This window comes from Flavobacterium sp. GW823-FHT04A11 (assembly GCF_058796535.1).
Window position 1 is genome coordinate 1,787,977 of sequence record NZ_CM179503.1, and the last position, 19,482, is coordinate 1,807,458.

At 33.3% G+C, this 19,482-nt stretch carries 10 protein-coding genes; 9 read left to right on the plus strand and 1 reads right to left on the minus strand.

Going from position 1 to position 19,482, the window contains the following annotated elements; all coding sequences use genetic code 11:
* Positions 1–4: 4 nt before the first annotated feature.
* Together gldJ and AC3QL1_RS07800 are read left to right on the plus strand one after the other, a co-directional pair.
* Entirely contained in the window at positions 5–1,687 is a 1,683-nt protein-coding gene (gene gldJ / locus AC3QL1_RS07795) for a gliding motility lipoprotein GldJ (protein WP_492497545.1), read from the plus strand.
* A 119-nt stretch (positions 1,688–1,806) separates the two neighbouring features.
* On the plus strand, positions 1,807–3,090 hold the full coding sequence (locus AC3QL1_RS07800) for a UDP-N-acetylmuramoyl-tripeptide--D-alanyl-D-alanine ligase (RefSeq protein WP_492496549.1): 1,284 nt from the start codon (positions 1,807–1,809) through the stop codon (positions 3,088–3,090).
* Between the two features lie 50 nt (positions 3,091–3,140).
* Here AC3QL1_RS07800 and AC3QL1_RS07805 read toward each other — a convergent pair whose 3' ends face one another.
* A complete protein-coding gene (locus AC3QL1_RS07805; RefSeq protein WP_492496550.1) occupies positions 3,141–6,020 on the minus strand; it encodes a triple tyrosine motif-containing protein in 2,880 nt (959 codons plus the stop codon).
* A 344-nt stretch (positions 6,021–6,364) separates the two neighbouring features.
* Here AC3QL1_RS07805 and AC3QL1_RS07810 point away from each other — a divergent pair, with 344 nt between their 5' ends.
* The 7 genes from AC3QL1_RS07810 (at position 6,365) to AC3QL1_RS07840 (ending at position 19,482) form a co-directional block, all read left to right on the plus strand.
* Positions 6,365–9,487: a SusC/RagA family TonB-linked outer membrane protein gene (locus AC3QL1_RS07810; protein WP_492496552.1), complete on the plus strand. Its 3,123-nt coding sequence runs from the start codon at positions 6,365–6,367 to the stop codon at positions 9,485–9,487.
* Between the two features lie 18 nt (positions 9,488–9,505).
* The gene (locus AC3QL1_RS07815) at positions 9,506–11,059 is read left to right on the plus strand and encodes a RagB/SusD family nutrient uptake outer membrane protein (protein WP_492496554.1); all 1,554 of its coding nucleotides are present in this window, start codon (positions 9,506–9,508) and stop codon (positions 11,057–11,059) included.
* Between the two features lie 191 nt (positions 11,060–11,250).
* Positions 11,251–12,711, plus strand: a complete 1,461-nt coding sequence (locus AC3QL1_RS07820; RefSeq protein ID WP_492496556.1) for a glycoside hydrolase family 30 protein — start codon at positions 11,251–11,253, stop codon at positions 12,709–12,711.
* A gap of 51 nt (positions 12,712–12,762) precedes the next feature.
* Positions 12,763–14,217: a glycoside hydrolase family 30 protein gene (locus AC3QL1_RS07825; protein ID WP_492496557.1), complete on the plus strand. Its 1,455-nt coding sequence runs from the start codon at positions 12,763–12,765 to the stop codon at positions 14,215–14,217.
* Positions 14,218–14,253: 36 nt separating this feature from the next.
* Positions 14,254–16,512 carry a glycoside hydrolase family 3 N-terminal domain-containing protein gene (locus AC3QL1_RS07830; RefSeq protein ID WP_492496559.1) on the plus strand — a complete coding sequence of 753 codons (2,259 nt, stop codon included), beginning with the start codon at positions 14,254–14,256 and terminating at the stop codon, positions 16,510–16,512.
* Positions 16,513–16,740: 228 nt separating this feature from the next.
* Positions 16,741–18,480 (plus strand): cellulase family glycosylhydrolase, encoded by a 1,740-nt coding sequence (locus tag AC3QL1_RS07835; RefSeq protein WP_492496561.1) that lies wholly within the window; start codon positions 16,741–16,743, stop codon positions 18,478–18,480.
* A gap of 162 nt (positions 18,481–18,642) precedes the next feature.
* On the plus strand, positions 18,643–19,482 hold the full coding sequence (locus tag AC3QL1_RS07840; RefSeq protein WP_492496563.1) for an endonuclease/exonuclease/phosphatase family protein: 840 nt from the start codon (positions 18,643–18,645) through the stop codon (positions 19,480–19,482).

Sequence of the window (19,482 nt, forward strand, 5' to 3'; positions counted from 1 at the left end):
GAGTATGAAAGTAAACAAAATTGTAGTCTTGCAATTAATGATGTCAATGGTATTGATGTTGGGCACGGCTAGTTGTAGCAAAAAATCGAGTTCAAGCCACGCTTCTAGAGCAACAGGTTGGGATGTAGATAGTCAGAATGGAACTGCTGCTAGAAATGCAGGGAAAAAACAACAGGCTGGTCCTGGTTTAGTTTTTGTTGAAGGAGGTACATTTACTATGGGTAAAGTACAGGATGATGTTATGCACGATTGGAATAACACGCCAACTCAACAACACGTTCAATCATTCTACATGGATGAAACTGAAGTTACGAATGGTATGTACTTAGAGTACCTGGAATGGCTTAAAAAAGTTTTCCCTCCAACAGAAGAAAATTACAAGAATATTTATGAAGGAGCATCTCCTGATACTTTGGTATGGAGAAATCGTTTAGGATATAACGAAACGATGACTAATAATTATTTAAGACACCCTTCTTATGCTAATTACCCTGTAGTTGGTGTTAACTGGATTCAGGCAGTTGAATTTAGTAAATGGAGAACAGACCGTGTAAACGAAGCTGTTTTAGAAAAAGACGGATATCTTAAAAAAGGTGCTAAAACTACAGATGTTAGTGCTGAAAGTTTATTTAATACAGAAGCTTACTTAGCTTCTCCATCTACTACTTATGGTGGTAATGAAGAACTTGTATTAAAGAAAAATCCAAACGGAAGAAGACCAAAAGCTAATAAAGATGGTGTAGTTGAAGAGAAAAATGTTTACGCACAACGTTCTTCAGGAGTTATCTTACCAGAATACAGACTTCCTACAGAGGCAGAGTGGGAATATGCTGCAGCTGCTGATGTTGGACAAAGAGAATACAATATATATAAAGGACAAAAGAAATATCCTTGGTCCGGAGATTATACACGTTCGGCAAAACGTAAAAACAAAGGAGATCAATTGGCTAACTTTAAACAAGGAAACGGTGATTACGGTGGAATTGCAGGTTGGTCAGATGATGGAGCAGATATTACAAACTCTGTAAAAAGTTACGCGCCAAACGATTTCGGATTATACGATATGGCAGGTAACGTTGCAGAATGGGTTGCTGACGTTTACAGACCTATTATTGATAATGAAGCAAATGATTTTAACTACTACAGAGGAAATCAATATGCTAAAAACAAAATTGGTAAAGACGGTAAACTTGAAATTATCACTAAAGATAATATCAAATATGATACTTTAAGTAACGGTAAAGTTGTGGCAAGAAACCTTCCGGGAGAAATTGCTCAGGTACCAGTTGACGAAAACGAAACTTATTTGAGAACAAATTTCAGTACAAGCGACAATATCAATTATAGAGATGGTGACAAACAATCATCTAAATATTTCGACTTTGGAGATTCAGAATCTGGAACAAAAGCAGATCAGAATATGTACAATTCTCCTAAACACAATATCACAACTGATAGTTTAGGTAAAATGTTAAGAAAATATGATAATTCTAGTAAGCGTACTACTTTAATCGATGATAAAGTAAGAGTTTATAAAGGAGGTTCTTGGAGAGACAGAGCTTACTGGTTAGATCCTGCTCAAAGAAGATATTTCCCTCAGGATATGGCAACTGATTACATTGGTTTCAGATGTGCAATGTCTAGAGTTGGTTCTAAAGCTGAAAGAAGAAAATCGCCTAGAAACTAAGTTTTAGAAATTTCAATATAAAAAATTCCAAATTCCAAGTGCTGATTTCAGTTTGGAATTTGGAATTTTTTTATTAGAACTTTTCTATTTTTACACTTCATAAAAAAAATGTTTTATAAATGAATATTCAGGAAATTCATAATTTGTTTTTGCAATGCAAATCAGTTTCAATTGATACACGAAAAATTGAAAAAGGTTCTATGTTTTTTGCTATTAAAGGAGAAAATTTTGATGCCAATACTTTTGCTCAGCAAGCACTTGATTTAGGTGCTTTGTATGTTATTATTGACAACGAATCCTATTTAATAGACGATAGAACTATTTTGGTTCAAAACAGTTTAGAGACGTTGCAGGAGCTGGCAAAGTCCCATAGGACTTATTTAAAATTGCCTATTATCGCTTTAACAGGAAGTAATGGTAAAACAACAACAAAAGAATTAATTAATGTTGTTTTAGCTAAAAAATTCAAAACCAAAGCGACTATTGGAAATTTAAATAATCATATTGGTGTTCCGTTAACCTTATTGTCTTTTACGAAAGAAACTGAGATTGGTATTGTGGAAATGGGGGCAAATCATAAAAAAGAAATTGAATTTTTATGTGAAATTGCACAACCTGATTATGGCTATATAACCAATTTTGGTAAAGCACATTTAGAAGGTTTTGGTGGTGTTGAAGGTGTGATTGAAGGAAAAAGCGAAATGTATCAATACCTTGCTAAAAATAATAAAACTGCCTTTGTAAATCTTGAAGATCCTATTCAGATAGAGAAGTCACAATCAATTAACGCTTTTACTTTTGGTATAAATAAACATGAGGCAAATGTAAAAATTGGTTCCATTGAAGCAAATCCTTTTGTTTGTATTAATTATGACGGATTTGATGTTAAATCTAATTTAATTGGTCTCTACAACGCAAATAATATAAATGCTGCAGTTGCAATAGGAAATTATTTTAAAGTTGATAATAAAGACATAAAAACAGCAATTGAAAGTTATGTTCCGGACAATAACAGATCTCAATTATTAAAAAAAGGGACAAACCAGATTATTCTGGATGCTTACAACGCAAATCCGAGTAGTATGGCGGTGGCGATTGCAAATTTTATACAATTACACAATCCAAATAAAATAATGATTTTGGGCGATATGTTTGAATTGGGAGATGAAAGCCAGCAAGAGCATAAAATAATTGTGGATTCTGTTGCAAATCAAAATCAATCTGCTTGTTATTTGATTGGAAAAGAATTTTACGAAAATAGAATTTCAAAGGAAAATATTTATTTTTTTGAAACTTTTGATGCTTTCGCAGAATATCTTAAAACAACAGCTTTTAGTGAAAATACAATTTTAATTAAAGGTTCTAGAGGAATGGCGTTAGAGCGAACTTTAGAATATATTTAATTTGAGAAAATAAAAAAATGCCATTCTTAAAGAGTGGCATTTTTCTTTGGTTAAATACTCATTAAAAAACCGATTAGATTTTCTTTCTTATTTAAGCCAAGTTTTTTTCTTAATCTGTATCTGGCAAGTTCAACTCCTCCACTTGAAATATTCATGATTTCGGCGATTTCTTTTGTAGACATATTCATTAATAAATACGTTGACAAGTCAAGTTCTCGTGGAGAAATGGTTGGGTATTTTTCCTTTAATCTTTTTAAAAATTCAAAATGGACATTCTTGATATGCTTTTCTAAATCTTTCCAGCTTTTATCTGTATTAACTTCTTTTACGATGCTTTTATGCAATTTATTAAACTCAAATTTGGTCGAATCGTCCAGAATATTGGTGTCAATATCTTTGAGTTTGTGAATTATTCCATTTAAGATTTTATTTTTCTTTACAACCTGCAAGGAATTATTCACCAATTCTTTGTCTTTGGCTAATATTTTAATCTGAAGTTTATCATTTTTAAGCTTCTCTATTTCTTTTTCAAGTTCATGTTGTTCATGTCTTATTCGGGATTCTTTTTCAAGATAAAGTCTTCGTTGTTCGATAGTTTCATAATATTTATTTTTTCTAATTTTCGATTGAATTCTATTCGAAATAATATAAATCCCGGCGAGAACAAACATAAAATAAATTAAATAGGCAAGGAAATGTCTATACCACGGCGGCGATATTGTGAAATTTACTTCGCTAATATCAGATATAACACCATAACTGTTTTTGGCTCTAATTTTCATTTTATAATTGCCTTCTCTCAAGTTGGTGTATTCTTTAATTGCTACTGTAGACCAATTTCGCCAATTATCATCAAAAGGTTCTAACTTATAAGAATACAGCAGATTTTCCTGATTTTCATAAGTAGGAGACGAGAATGTAAATTTGACGTGATTTGAGCTATAAGGCAGATTAAATTCTTTTTCTGTGATATCAAGATTTCCAATAAGAATGGTGTCTTCCGGAGACGAAAAACTTTCAATGAATACTTTTGGTTTCGTTATAAAGGCATTCGATATATTGGAGTCATAATGTGTTAAACCATCTGTCAAGCCTATAAAAACATTTCCTGGATCGATCATATTAATCGAAATGTAGTTGTTTACCAAATTACCGCTAAGATTCGAAAATGGAGCTTGCTTTTTTATAAATCCACCATTTTTATTTCGTGTTAAAACACCTAATGATTCATTATAAGAATACCACAGATTTCCGTACGAATCTTCTATTAAAGTATTTATTGGAGGTATTCCGGTAAATAGCTGAGAGATTTTTTTATCTTCAAAAAAAGCTTCCTGCTCTTTTGAAAATCTGTAAAAATGATTTTTAGTTTGAAAATAAATCTTCTTATTAACCACTTGCAAACTTCCTATTCCTTTATATTCAGCCGAAATTTGAGTGTGCTTTTTTATATAATCAAATCTCTTTAAGTCATCAGAAAGGACCATTTGATATAAATAAGGATCTTTTTTTAGCCATAAATAATTTTCATCCAAAGCAATTTCAAATGTATTTGTTGTTTCGTCAAATCCTTCCACCTGATTTATATATTCAATACCGCTTGCGGTTTTCTTAAAAATCGAAAAACCATTATAACTTTCCCCAATTATATAATTTTCATGATTTGGAATTGCTTTAAATCCGAAGTAACCTTTTGTGTCTAATACTTTTGCAACCTTATTTTGATTAATTACCAAAGCTCCGCTGTTGCTGGCACATAATAGTGTATTGTTTATTACCTGAACATTCCACGCTTGCGCAATAGTACCTTCAACTCTTGTAAAAGGTTCATCTTTAAATGATTTATTCCATGGATGATAAAATAGCCCCTGATTGGTAGCGACATACAGATAACCGTTAAAAACAATAGAAGAATAGACAGTTCCGATGTTATAGCTGTAGTCAAAAAAAGTAAAAGGCGAATTCTCATTTATAAATGTAATTCCATTATCCAGTCCTAACCAAAGATTGTTTTTATTATCTATAAATGAAGTTAGGATAGTGTTGTTTTGTAATCCCTTTTGGCGATTAAGATGTTGAATTATTTTTCCGTTCAAATCGCAGACAATGAACCCATTTAATACAGAGTTTAGAACAATAAATTTGTTTTTTATTATGCTGCCTCCTAATGATGTGTTTTTTTTGATAAATTCATTAGCTTCAGTATTCCATGGTTGAACCGAAGTTCCGTCGGTAACAAAAAGTCCTTTTTCAAGAGTTGCCAGAAGCAGTCTGTTATTTGGCAAAGGAAAAACGGACCAGATTTCCTTGTCATTAAAAACCGTTGAACCTTTTAGCGGAATTAGCTTTCCGTTTTTATATTCTAAAATTCCTAAAACTTTATCCTGAAAATATAGTTTCTTGTTGACCAAAAACGAAAACTGAAATTTATTAGGCGCATCAATAAATCTTAGTTTATCATTTTTATAGAAAAATACTTTTGTGAAAGACTGAAAAATAATCTCTCCTTTATATATATGTATTCTCCAAATAAGATTAATGTTTTTATTTGCTTTTTTATCGATTAGTTTAGAAAGTGAAAAGTATTTTAAAACTCCTTTTTCATCGCTTTTAAAATAACCAAATTCATCATTTCCTCCAACGAATATTCTTCCGTTTGAATCAATTTTTAAACTTCTGATTGCTGTTCCGTTTGGTAAGGAATATTTATGCCATGTAGATCCGTCAAACTGAATTAATCCGCTATTGTTTGCGAAGTACATATTTCCGTTTTTATCCTGATCTATATTCCAGTTTTGAGTTCCTCCTTTATATTCTGTCCTTTTATAGTTCTTAACCTGTGGTAAACCTATGTTTTTTACTTGGCCAAAAAAGGAAAATGGTAAGATAAAAATTACAAATAATGTTAAAAGTGATTTTATGAATTTCATAATTTTTAATATCTATTTTTATGAGTAATGTTTTATATTTTGATTTAAAATCGAATATCGCAGTTATGATTCTGCACTTTTACTTAATTATTTTCAATAAAAGCGAAAATAATTGTTTTTTCATAAATGTAGTGTTTATTTTTATAATTAACATTTTAATAACATCTAATAATTTAAGGTTAAATAATTGTGAATCAAAATATTATAAAAAAAATGATGTGTTTTTGTAATGTATTATTTTTTAGTTTGATGTGTTTTTGTAATGAATTTTAATTGTAAATAGTAAAAATTTAACTTTATTATTGCATCAAATTACTAATTAATTAACCAAAATTTTTAGAAAAATGAAATTAACAAAATTACTTATGTTTTGTATTTCATCTCTATTGTTTTCAGTTATCGCAATGGCACAGGATGTTACGGTAAATGGAACTATTAATGATGAAAGTGGATTACCCGTCCCAGGGGCAACTATCTTAGTTAAAGGAACAAATAAAGCTACAGCTTCTGACTTTGATGGTAAATTCCAGATTAGCGCTCCTTCTAATGGAACTTTAACTGTTACTTTTGTGGGATATGTTACTGTACAGGAAGCAGTAAATGGGAGAACTAAGCTTGATATTAAATTAAGGCCGGAATCTCAAAACTTAAATGAAGTTGTAGTTGTAGGATACGGTACACAAAAGAAAAGCGTAGTTACAGGATCAATTTCTAGTGTTAAGGCAAAAGATTTAGAAAATTTACCAATAACAAGAGTAGAGCAAGCTTTACAAGGTAGAGTTTCGGGAGTTTCTATTGCTGCAAATGCAGGTCAGCCAGGATCAGCGTCTACAATACGCATCCGTGGTTTTACTACCTTAAACAATAACGATCCTCTTTGGGTAGTTGATGGTGTAATCGTTGATAATGGCGGTATTGGTTATTTAAACCAATCTGATATTGAATCAATCGAGGTGCTTAAAGATGGTGCTTCTGGTGCAATTTACGGTTCTCGTGCTGCTGCAGGGGTTATCCTTGTAACTACCAAAAAAGGTAAAGCGGGTAAAATTTCTGTAAATTATACTGGTTATGCAGGAACATCTCAGGCGGCAAAAAAAATCGATTTGTTAGATGCTTCTCAATATACAACTATTTTAAATGAAGCATATGTTAACGGAGGAAAAGCTGCACCGTTCACGCCAACAACATCTAAAGGAACTAACTGGCAGGATGTAATTTTTAACGATCATGCTCAGCGTTATTCTCACGAATTAAGCTTTAGTGGTGGTAATGATACATCGACTTTTTACTTATCTTTTGGTTTAACAGATCAGGAAGGTATTGTTACAACCGATATTTCAAACTATAACAGAAAAAATATCCGTTTAAACTCTAATCATAAAATTGGTAAGTATATTAAACTTGGTGAAACTTTAGGATATTCTAATGAAAAAACAATTGGTATTGGTAATACAAACGATGAGTTTGGTGGTCCATTATCATCTGCAATCAATTTAGATCCTTTAACACCGGTTCTTGTAGGTCCGGAAGCAGCAGTAGCTGGTAGCCCGTATATCAATAAAAATGCTCTTAGAGACGCAAACGGAAATTATTACGGTATTTCTACTAACGTAACTCAGGAAACTTCAAACCCATTAGCTTATACGCAAACGAGATTAGGAAATAATGATTTTGCTGATAATTTTGTTGGAAATATTTTTATTGAAGCAGAACTTTTACCTGGATTAAAATTTAAATCTACTGCAGGTGCAAAATTAGCTTACTACGGTTCAGATAACTTTACTCCGGTTTATTACTTAAATGGAGCTACAAAGAAAGATGTAAATGAATTGTTCAGATCTTACAAAAAATCTTATAGCTGGAATTGGGAGAATACTTTAAATTATGCTAAAAAATTAGGAGATCATAACTTTAGTGTTTTAATAGGAAAAGGAACTTATGTAGATAATATTACATCTGGTAATGATATCACTTACAGAGGCGTTCCTGCAACAACACATGACGAAGCTTCATTTAACGTTGATATTCCAATTGCTGATAAAATTGCAAATGCTTATAATGCACAGGCTTTAGAGCACAGAGTGGAGTCATTGTTTGGAAGATTAAACTACGATTACAAAGAAAAATATATTTTTACAGGTATTCTTCGTCGTGATGGTTCTACTCGTTTTGGACCAAATCATAAATACGGAACTTTCCCTTCAGTATCTTTAGGTTGGGTTCCTTCTAAAGAAGGTTTCTGGAAAGAAAATGATGTAGTAAACAATTTAAAAATTAGAGGAGGTTACGGTGTAACTGGTAATGACTCTTCTCCGGATTTCTTATATGTTTCAACTGTTGGAATTCAAAGAAATTACACTATTGGAGGAAACATCGCTAACGGACAAAGTCCAAATGCAATTCCAAACCCTGATTTGAAATGGGAAGAAACAAAACAAGCCAACATTGGTTTTGAAACAATGTTATTCCATGATTTCAATTTAAGTGTAGATCTTTTCAACAAAAAAACAGAAGGTATCTTAATGCCTGTGCCGATTCCGGGATATGTTGGAGCAACAGGAAAAACATATGCTAACTTAGCTGATATGCAAAATAAAGGTATCGATATTGAATTAGGATACCGTAAAAAAATTGGAGATTTAAACCTTTCATTGAATGGTAACTTCTCTTACATCAAAAATGAAATCACTTATCTTGATAAAGGGGTTAGCTTTTTAGTGGGTGATGAAACAGTTCAGTCTAGTGCTTATGAAATCAACAGAACACAAGTAGGACAAGCATATAATTCATTCTACGGATTTAAAACAAATGGTATTTTCCAGACTCAGGCAGATGTTGATAATTATAAAAATGCTTCTGGAAAAGTTATTCAGCCAAATGCAAAACCGGGAGATTTCCGTTGGCAGGATTTGGATGGAGACGGTGTAATTGGAGCTAACGACAGAACTTTCTTAGGAACTTCATTACCTAAATTCACTTATGGTTTTACTTTAAACTTAGACTACAAAGGATTTGATTTATTAGTTTTTGGACAAGGAGCTGGTGGAAACATGATTTACCAAGGTTTAAGAAGACTTGATATTACAAACGCAAACTATCAAACAGAAGTTTTAGGTCGTTGGACAGGACCAGGATCAACAAACAGTTATCCTAGAGTTACTACAAATGACACGAATAAAAACTTTACCAATCCATCTGATTTTAATTTAGAAAAAGGAGATTTCTTTAGATTTAAAACAGTTCAACTTGGATATTCATTTCCAAAAGAATGGATAGAAAGCATTTCATTGCAAAAAGTAAGATTGTATGTAACAGGAGAAAATTTATGGACAATAACAAAGTATACTGGTTATGATCCTGAAATTGGAGGTCCTACTACAGCAGGGATGAACAACGTACAAGGTGTTGATAGAGGTTATTATCCTCAGGCAAAATCGTACATGTTAGGAGTTAATTTGCAATTTTAATTAAAAAAATAAAATATTATGAAACTTATAAGTTTTAAACAGTCATTTATTGCCTTTGGAGTGTTGCTAGCACTTGGATCGTGCGATACCGATGAAAAATTGGAAGTGAAAGGTGATGGAGTAGTACTTGAAGAAAATTTTTACAGAAACGAAACAGAAGCATACTCAGGCCTTGTTGCAGCTTACGATAAATTAGGAAAGTTTGCAGGAGCAATGGAAAATGCGCCATTATTATTCTTAAATTCTGCGTCAGATGATTTCTATGCAGGAGGTGGTGGTCCGGATGATCAGCCAGGACTTCAGGTAGCATCAAACTATTCTGTAAGTCCCGCAAATATTCCGCCAAATATTTGGGCAGATTACTATAAAGGTGTTGCAAGATGTAATATCATGTTAGTAAAACTTCCGGGTATCCCAATGGATGCTGGAAAAAAAGCAAGATTTACTGCCGAAGTAAAAGCTTTACGTGCTTACTACTATTTTGATCTTGTTAGAATGTTTAAAAACATTCCTTTAATCTTAACTCCATTAACTAAGGATGAGATTCCATTAGTAATGCAGGCTAAACCACAAGATGTATATGTTCAAATCGAAAAAGATTTAAACGAGGCTATTCCTGATTTGCCAATGACAATGCCAACGACTGAATTAGGAAGATTTAGCAAAGGAGCTGCAACTGCACTTTTAGGGAAAGTATATTTATACGACAATAAAAAGGCAGAAGCTGCTGTTGAATTAGCAAAAGTAAATGGAGCTACTCCGGGTCAGCCAAGTAGTTACGGTTATAATTTGATGCCTAAATTTTCAGATTTGTGGAATCATGCCAACAAATTTAATACAGAATCTATTTTTGAAATTGCCTATTCAGATAAATCAAATGCTGATTGGGGTAATTTTGAAAGAGGTGATGATGAAGGAAACGTTGCTGCTCAGTTAATGGGTATTAGAGATTATCATAGAACAGATGCTGGAATTGCAGCACTGTTACCAGATTATATTAACGGATGGGGCTTTTGTGTTGTTAGTACACAATTGGTTGCTGCAATGCAAGGTGATCCTCGTTTCGCTTCTACTATAATTAATACAGGTGTTTTAAGAGGTAATACTAGTATTCCACTTGACCAACCTGATCCAACAAGGCTTATAACGTATACTGACAGTTACAACGAGACAGGATACCACTTTATTAAATATGCAGCTGTGAATGCTGATATTAAAGCATCGAATCCTTTCTTAAACTTTGGTATCAATACTTATGTTATTCGTTTAGCTGATACTTATTTATTAGAAGCTGAAGCTTTAGGAGGAACAGGAGCAAGAGCTCAGGCACTTTTAGATGCAGTTAGATTAAGAGCAGGAGTAGCACCGGTACCAGTTTCTTTAGATGCAATTTATGCAGAAAGAAGATTAGAACTTGCCGGAGAAGGACACCGCTGGTTTGATTTAGTAAGAACAGGTCAGGCTGCTTCGAAATTGGCTTTCAAAGGATTTACAGCTGGAAAAAATGAAGCTTTCCCAATTCCTTACAGTGAATTCAACAACACTAAAATGGTTCAAAACGATCTTTACTAAAAAATCATTTTAAAATATAAATAACATTCATAAAGAGTTAATGACTACATATGATGTTAGTTTGAGTTAAGTTTAAGTTTGGTTGTCAGAATAGCCCATATTCTTCATTGATTATGGGCTATTTTTTAAATCAAGTTGACTAAGTTCAAAAAGAGGTTTGTACAAAAGTCTTACTACTTAAAACATATACAATGAAAAAAATTACATTCATTATTACTACTTGTTTATGTTTTTCTTTATCTGTTTTTTCTCAAAAAAGCCAAAAACCGGTACAGAAATTTACAACAACCAACAAAAAAATTACAGTTTATACAACAGCTGAAAACACAAAATTAAAATTAACTGCAACTGATAATTTAAGTTTTACACCATCCAAACAGCCAATTGAAACAGAAATATCTGTTTTTGTTGAACCATCAAAAAAGTTTCAAACCTTTATGGGAATTGGCGGTGCTATTACAGATGCAAGTGCCGAAATTTTTGCCAAATTATCCAAAGAAAAACAAACAGAATTTTTAAATGCCTATTACGATGCTCAAAAAGGAATTGGATATTCATTGCTAAGAACAACTATTCAAAGTTCTGATTTTAGCAGTGGAAGCTATTCTTACATCGAAGAAGGCGACAAAGATTTAAAGACTTTTTCAATAGATCATGACCGAAAATACCGCATTCCGTTAATCAAAGAGGCGATTAAAACAGCAGGCGGAAAATTAGTGACTTACGCAACGCCATGGTCTCCAAATGCTTTTATGAAAAGTAATAAAGACGTACTAAAAGGTGGGAAATTATTACCTGAATATTTTCAGCCTTGGGCAAATTTTTATGCCAAATTCATTAAAGCGTATAATAAAGAGGGAATTCCAATTTGGGGAACATCGGTACAAAATGAACCAATGGCAACACAAACCTGGGAATCTTGTTTGTATACGGCAGATGAAGAAAGAGATTTTCTTAAAAATTATCTTGGACCAACACTAAAAAAAGAAGGTTTAGGAGATGTAAAAATTATCGCCTGGGACCATAATCGTGATTTAATGGTACAAAGAGCAAACGTGATCTACTCAGATCCCGAAGCTTCAAAATATGTTTGGGGAATGGGTTTTCACTGGTACGAAACCTGGACCGGAGCTCAGCCAATGTTTGAAAACGTAGCAAGAGTAAACGAAGCATATCCGGATAAAAAATTAATGTTTACCGAAGGCTGCGTAGAAAGATTTGATGACACAAAATATCAGTTTTGGCCAAATGCCGAAAGATATGGAACCTCAATGATTAATGATTTTAATAACGGAACCGTTGCCTGGACAGACTGGAATATTCTTCTGGACGAACGCGGAGGACCAAATCACGTGGGCAATTTTTGTTTTGCGCCAATTCATGCGGACACAAACACAGGTCAGTTAATTTACACGCCGTCTTATTATTACATCGGACATTTTTCAAAATTCATTCGTCCAAATGCACAACGTGTGGCTACTTCAGTAAGCAGAAGTTATTTGTTAAGCACTTCATTTTTAAATACTGATGGAAAAATGGCAACCATTGTGATGAACCATACGGATAATGAGATTACGTACAATTTTATTATTGCAAATGAAAAATCAATAGTTAAAATTCCGGCGCACGCTATACAAACGCTGGTATATTAATTTTGATAATATAGTTAAGAATATCATCAAGTAATAAGTTTTAGAAAACACATGAAATCAATAAGCAGCATATTAATCACATCAATACTAATTCTGCAGGCCAATTATTCTTCATCACAAAATGCAGGATCTTCTAAAGTTTCTTCTTCTAAGAAAAATGAAAAAATCCAGATATACACAACAGCCGAAAATTCAGATTTAAAGTTGTCGTTGTCGAATGATTTTATTTCGAATGAAAAAGCAACTGTTTTTATTGAAGTTGATGCAGCTAAAACATTTCAGACTTTCCTTGGAATTGGAGGTGCCATAACTGATGCAAGTGCAGAAGTTTTTGCCAAATTATCTCCATCAAAACAACAGGAATTTCTAACAGCTTATTACGATAAAAATAAAGGAATTGGATATTCATTAGCCAGAACAAACATTCACAGCTGTGATTTTAGCAGCGAAAGTTACACTTATATTAAGGAAGGTGACAAGGATTTGAAAACCTTCAACATCGACCACGATCGAAAATTTAGAATACCATTACTCAAAAAAGCAATTGAAACTGCCGGCGGGAAATTAACTTTATTTGTTAGTCCATGGAGTCCCCCAGCTTTCATGAAAGACAATAATGATATTTTGCACGGCGGCGTTTTATTGCCTGAGTTTGCACAATCATGGGCAAATTATTACGCCAGATTTATAAAAGAATATCAAAAAGAAGGAATTCCAATTTGGGGATTAACCATTCAGAATGAGCCAATGGCAAGTCAGCGTTGGGAATCTTGTATTTATACTCCCGAAGCAGAAAGAGATTTCCTGAAAAATTTCCTCGGACCAACTTTAGAAAAAGACGGTTTGGGAAATAAAAAAATAATTATCTGGGATCACAACCGCGGAGACATGTTAGAGAAAAGAGCACAGCTTGTTTTTTCAGATCCTGAAGCATCAAAATATGCATGGGGAATTGGATTTCACTGGTATGAAACCTGGAATGGCGGAACACCAAAATTCGAATCTGTAGGCAATGTCCACAAAGCTTTTCCAAATAAAAACTTATTATTTACAGAAGGTTGTATCGAGAAATTCGACGCCAATAAATATCAGTTTTGGGGAAATGCAGAACGTTACGGACTCAATATGATCAACGATTTTAATAACGGAACCGTTGGCTGGACAGACTGGAACATTCTCTTAGACCAAAACGGAGGCCCAAACCATGTGGGTAATTTTTGTTTTGCACCAATTCATGCCGATATAAATACAGGACAATTAATCTATACGCCGATGTATTATTATATCGGACATTTTTCAAAATTTATTCGTCCTGATGCAAAAAGAATAAACGAAACCGTAAGCGATAAAATATTGCTTAGTACTTCATTTAAAAATACTGATGGAAAAATTGCAACCATTATCATGAATTCATCTGATAAAGAAGTGATTTACAGCATCACAAATAATAGCCAAAAAACAACCATAAAAATACCGGCACATGCCATGCAGACTCTGCAATACTAGAGTTTGAATTATGAAATTTTAAATTTTAAATTAAAAATGAAAAAGACCAAATTGCTAATGCTGGCTTTCCTGATTTGTGGAGCAGCATGGAGTCAAAATAAAAAAAGTGATATTGACGCTAAAGTCTCAGAGTTATTATCAAAAATGACACTGGAAGAAAAAGTGGGACAAATGACTCAAATCACCGTTACCATTTTTGAAGACACCAAAAAGCCAGGTTATTTTGATGCTGAAAAATTAAAGAAAGGAATTCAGGATTATCATATTGGTTCTATTTTAAATGTTCCAAATCCGGGTGCGCCAACTTTAAAAAGATGGCAGGAAACAATGACGGCAATTACAAATGAAGCCAATAAAACAAGATTGAAAATTCCTGTTTTATACGGAATTGACGCTATTCACGGTGCCAGTTATACAGCCGGCGCAACATTATTTCCACAGCAAATAGGTTTGGCAGCCACTTTTAATACCGCTTTAGTAAAACGCGGTGCCGAAATTTCAGCTTACGAAACCAGAGCATCCTCAATTCCATGGGTTTTTTCACCGGATTTAGATTTCCCAAGAAATCCTGCCTGGTCAAGAATGTGGGAATCTTTTGGAGAAGATGCTTATTTATCTTCAAAAATGGCCGTTGCTTTAGTCGATGGTTTTGAAGGAAATAACAATGTAGGTTCAAAATACAGCGTTGCTTCGTGTATGAAACATTATATTGGTTACGGAAGCACAACAACAGGAAAAGACAGAACGCCAAGTATTATTCCGGAACGTATTTTAAGACAATACGATTTAACGATTTATCAGGCTGCAATAAAAGCTGGAGCAAAAAGTGTAATGGTAAGTTCAGGAGAAATAAACGGAACTCCCGTTCACTCCAGCAAACATTTAATTACAGATATTCTTAAAAATGAATTAGGTTTTCAAGGAGTTGTTGTAACGGACTGGAAAGATATTATTTACTTAAATACCAGACACAAAGTTGCAGAAACAAAAAGAGATGCCGTGCGTATTGCGGTGATGGCCGGAATCGATATGAGTATGGTTCCCGAAGAATTTTCTTTTTATACCGATTTAGTTGATTTGGTAAAAAAAGGAGAAGTTCCAATGTCAAGAATTGACGATGCCGTAACCCGAATTTTAAGAATGAAATTCGAACTGAATTTATTTCAAAATACAGTTGCTGATTTAAAAGATTATCCAAAATTTGGTTCAGCAGAACATATTCAGGAAGCATATAATACTGCTGCGGAATCTATTACTTTATTGAAAAATAATGCTTCGGTTTTACCATTAAACAAAAGCGAAAAAATTCTGGTAACAGGCGCAACGGCAAACAGTATGAAATACCTAAACGGCGGTTGGTCATACAATTGGCAAGGTGAAAATTCAGATACATATGCCGCTGATAAATCAACCATTTTAGAAGCTTTTCAAAATAAATTAGGTAAAGAAAATGTATTATATACTGCAGGTGCTGATCTTGAAAAAGAAGATGATGCTGAAATTCAAAAAGCAGTTGATTTAGCCAAAACAGCCACTAAAATTGTTTTGTGTTTAGGAGAAAAAAATTACACAGAAACTCCAGGCGATATTAGTAATCTTTACATAAGCCCTTCACAAGTAAAATTAGCACTTGCTTTATCAAAATTAAACAAGCCCATTATTTTAGTTTTAAACGAAGGAAGACCAAGATTAATTAGTGATTTTGAGGATAAAATGAGCGCCGTTGTTCAATGTTATTTACCCGGAAATGAAGGCGGAAGAGCATTGGTAGATATTCTTTACGGAGACATAAACCCAAGCGGAAGATTGCCTTATAATTACCCAAGATATCCAAATTCATTAGAAAAATACAATAGAAAATACACCGAAAGTATTTCTGAAGGAGAACAAAATAACGATGCAACTTATGAGAAAAGTTATTTGCCTCAATTCGAATTCGGAACAGGATTGTCGTATACCACTTTTTCTTATTCAAATTTAAAAATTGACAAAAGTGAAATCAGCAATACAGATGAAATAAATGTTTCTGTTGATGTTACCAATTCTGGAAAAAGAGCCGGAAAGGAATCCGTTTTATTGTATTTGTCAGACAATTTTGCTTCGATTACACCTGAATTCAAATCCCTGAAAAGATTCGAAAAAATCAGTTTAGAACCAAATGAAACCAAAACAGTAAAATTCACTTTAAACCAAAAAGATTTACAATTTGTAAATGAAGATCTAAAATGGATTTCTGAAAAAGGAACATTCACCATTCAGATTGCCAATCAAAAGAAGGATTTTCTATTAAAATAATCTCACATTCATTCCTGCAGGGTTTTCAAAACCTTGCAGGTATTAAGTTTAAAATAAACACATAGAAACATAGATTTTATATTGAGAAATCAATAAAAAGAGAATAAAAAGAAACTGGTTTTTCACACATAGTTATGTGTATTAATGCAAGTGAAATGCCTTTTGAACGCAAACTAAGCTATGTTTCTATGTGTTAAAATAATACACACAAAGGATATTAAATAAAGGATGAAAAAGTTAATTATAACATTTCAATTACTGTTTTCAATTGCCGTTTCTGCACAAGGATTTCTGCACAGAGACGGACAGAATATTGTTGACGGCAACGGAAAAAATGTACTGTTAAGAGGACTGGGCGTTGGCGGCTGGATGGTTCAGGAAGGTTATATGCTGCAGACACAGCCATTTGCAAGTCCTCAATATATGATTAAGCAAAAAATTCAGGATGTAGTTGGCGAAGGAACGAAGGAATTTTACGCAGCCTACAAAGCAAACGGAATTACTAAAAGAGATGTTGATTCGCTGGCAAAATGGGGATTCAACTCCATTCGTTTGCCCATGCATTATAACTTATATACACCGCCAATTGAGCAGGAAAAAAATGGCGAAATAACCTGGATTGAAGAAGGTTTTACCATGACAGATAATTTGGTAAAATGGTGTGCCGGGAACAAAATGTATTTGATTCTTGACTTGCACGCTGCGCCGGGCGGACAAGGAAATGATGCTGCAATATCAGATTACGACACTACAAAACCATCTTTATGGCAAAGCGAAGCCAATCAGAAAAAAATGATTGCTTTATGGAAAAACCTGGCTTCACGTTACCGAGATAATCCGTGGATTGGCGCTTATGACATTATCAATGAACCCAACTGGAATTTTACCGGAAATAATAAAAATGGCTGTGACGAAAACTCAAACGGACCTTTGAGAGATTTAATGGTTCAGGTAACAAAAGCCATTCGCGAAGTCGATACCAACCATTTAATTTTTATAGAAGGAAATTGCTGGGGAAATAATTATAACGGCATTTTTCCTTTATGGGATGAAAACATGGCGTTGAGTTTCCATAAATATTGGAATTATAACACAACGGCTTCTATCCAAAAAATGCTGGATTACAGAAAACAATACAACGTTCCGATTTGGCTTGGCGAAAGCGGAGAAAACTCAAATGTTTGGTTTAAAGATGCCTTGACATTGGTAGAAACGAATAATATTGGATGGGCTTTCTGGCCAATGAAAAAAATCGAAAATATTGCAGGCGTAACTTCGGTAACCAAAATACCGGAATATGATGTTTTATTAAAATACTGGAAAGACGGCGGAGAAAAGCCAAGTGTCGATTTTGCAAAAAAAGCATTGCTGAAAATGGCCGATAATTACAAAATGGAAAACGTAACCGTAAAACCGGATGTAATCGATGCCATGTTCAGACAAGTTCAAACCAATGATACAAAGCCGTATAAAAAGCATATTATTCCGGGTAAAATTGCTGCAACGCAATATGATTTAGGAACAAATGAAAAAGCATACTTTGATAAAGACTTTATAAATTACAGAGTCGAAACCGGAAATTTTGATCAATGGAACAAAGGAAATTCGATGCGAAATGACGGTGTCGATATTCTTCCTTGTAAAGATTACGGTTCAAACGGTTATCAGGTTTCTTTTATTGAAGATGGAGAATGGCTGCAATACACAGTCGAAGTTTCAAAACAAAATAATTATAAAGCAGCAATTCGTTATTCAAGTGAAAATTTAGAAGGTAAACTTCATTTAGAAATTGAAAATGGTAAAAAATCAGAAACCATTTCACTTCCGCCAACCGGAGGAAATGATAAATGGAAAACAGTTGTTTTATCTGGAATTGAATTGCAAAAAGGAAACAACAAAATTAAAGTCGTTTTTGAAAAAGGAGGTTTTAATTTGAATTATTTAGAATTTTTAGAAGCTAAAAAATAGATGAATAAAGTAGATTTTTTTTGAAAGAAAAATCTTTAAACAATAAGCGTGATATATTTAATATTGACAATAGTCGAATTTATAATTAACATTATTTTTGGAGTTAATTTTTTTCTTTAAGGCTAATGAAATGGTAGCTTTACGGAATTAAAAAATTTTAAAATGAAAAAAAGAAATGTCTTTTATTTAGTAGTAATCCTACTTTTTGTGAAGAGCTCATTTTATGGTCAGAATTTAAAAATGATGACCTACAATATTCGTTTAGATGTTGCTTCTGACGGAGAAAATGCTTGGCCAAATCGGAAGGACTATTTTGCGTCGCAAATACAATTTTACAGCCCTGATATTTTGGGCGTTCAGGAAGCGACACCAAATCAGGTTACAGATTTAGCTTCGGCTTTGCCTGAGTATAACAGATTTGGAATTGGGCGAGAAGAAAAAGGCGAAGGCGAAGCTTGTACGATATATTATAAAAAAGATCGTTTTCAGGTAGATAAAATAAATACATTTTGGTTGTCGGAAAACCCTAATGTAGTTTCCAGAGGTTGGGATGCTGCTTGTAACAGAGTCTGTACGTCGGCTCTTTTTAAAGATTTGAAAACAAAAAAGTTTTTTTGGGTTTTTAACCTGCATCTCGACCATGTTGGAAACGAAGCGAGAATAAAAGGAGTACAATTAGTTCTTTCTAAAATAAAAGAATTTAATACTAAGAATTATCCGGTTTTCCTGATGGGAGATTTTAATTCTGAGCCGGATACGCCGCAAATTGCCGAGATAAAAAAAGTAATGGATGATACAAAAGATGTTTCTGTAGAAAAGCCTTTCGGGCCATCAGGAACTTTTAATGATTTTAAGCATAATGAGCCTGTAACATTGCTTTTAGATTATATTTTCATCTCTAAAAATAGTGGATTAAAAGTTCAAAAACATGCCGTTTTAAGTGATTCAAAAGATTTAAAATATCCGTCAGATCACCTTCCGGTTTATATCGAAATTAATTAA